This window comes from Paenibacillus tabacirhizosphaerae, from assembly GCF_040812395.1.
Taxonomy (GTDB): domain Bacteria; phylum Bacillota; class Bacilli; order Paenibacillales; family NBRC-103111; genus Paenibacillus_E.
In genome coordinates this window covers 1-1,099 of the sequence record NZ_JBFNXH010000071.1, presented here as the reverse complement: position 1 = coordinate 1,099, position 1,099 = coordinate 1, and the positions used below count along the sequence as shown (strand labels likewise).

The window sequence follows — 1,099 nt, the reverse complement described above, 5'->3', positions numbered from 1 at the left end:
TTAGGTGGAGTAGTATCCGTGAATGTTATCCCCTTTCCAAATCGGTTTTACAAAACCATGCTGACGCACACGCAAATTGGGGGTTCACAAGGACGCTGACCGAAACAAGAAATTTGAACAAGGTTCAACGCTGGGGAGGCATGCTTTCACTTATTCCTGGCTTCGTTGCATTTGCTTCGAAGTGAATAAGTGAAGGGAATTGCCTAGGCCAGCTTGTTTCATCATCGTTCAAAATTGTTGTTTCGTCCGGCCTTGTGGGCCGCTTTTGCGTGTCAATCGTCAGCATCGTTTTGTAAAATCCCTTGGAAAGGGGACTCCATTCACGGCGCGGCTTTTCGGGTCAGCACTCATCGCTGCCTCCTTCCCACCAGACAAACTTCGTTTTTACAAACGTGTATCGATCCACGCCTTTCGCTCCTTCCATTTTGGGGCTGCTGGATACAAGTTCCTGACCTACTGGCTTGCCTAACCTCACCGTCCTTGATCCGTGGATCAGCGGTTTCCCCTGCTCAAAGATTCCCACTACCTTCATGATGCCTGTCTTTCCAAGCGGGTTTACAGAAGCACCTTCACGGAGAATAGCGCAAAAGCGCCCAAAATCCGGCTGAAATATCGATCGTTCATGGAACGAGGTTGGCTTGTTTAACGTATGCGCTCCCACAAACAGACTTAGATACCTGCAACTTCCTTCACTTATTCCCTCCGAAGCCAAATCGACGAAGCCAGGAATAAGTGAAGGTGTGCCCCTATGCAACAACTAGATCACGCCTAAACAAGCCACGGTAGTTCCATGATCAACAGATATTTCAGTAGCCGGATTTTGGACCCCAATTTGCGCTCTCGTTCGGGAAGCCTCTGTAAACCTTGTTTGGGAAGACATTTTCATCATGAAAGTAATGGGAATTGCAGGGGAAGCCTGCTGATCCGTGGATCAGGGACTTGGTGAGAAGCAAGCCAGTAGGGCAGGAGCGTATCCAGCCCCAAAAAAGGGGAAGAAGCAAAAGACTGTGGATCGATTCGTTTGTAAAAACGAAGTTTGTCCGTGGGAAGCAGAGGCAGCGATGGCGCTGACCCGAAAAGCCGCGCTCCACGAAGCAAC

The 1,099-nt window shown here is 49.4% G+C and carries 2 protein-coding genes; one reads left to right on the top strand and one right to left on the bottom strand.

The genetic code is table 11. From position 1 onward, the window contains the following. On the top strand, nucleotides 1-185 hold a 185-nt coding region (locus ABRS97_RS28010), incomplete at its 5' end, for a hypothetical protein (protein ID WP_367819455.1). Between the two features lie 155 nt (nucleotides 186-340). Here ABRS97_RS28010 and ABRS97_RS28005 read toward each other — a convergent pair. Then, nucleotides 341-757, bottom strand: a complete 417-nt coding sequence (locus tag ABRS97_RS28005) for a hypothetical protein (protein WP_367819454.1) — start codon at nucleotides 755-757, stop codon at nucleotides 341-343. Between the last annotated feature and the right edge of the window lie 342 nt (nucleotides 758-1,099).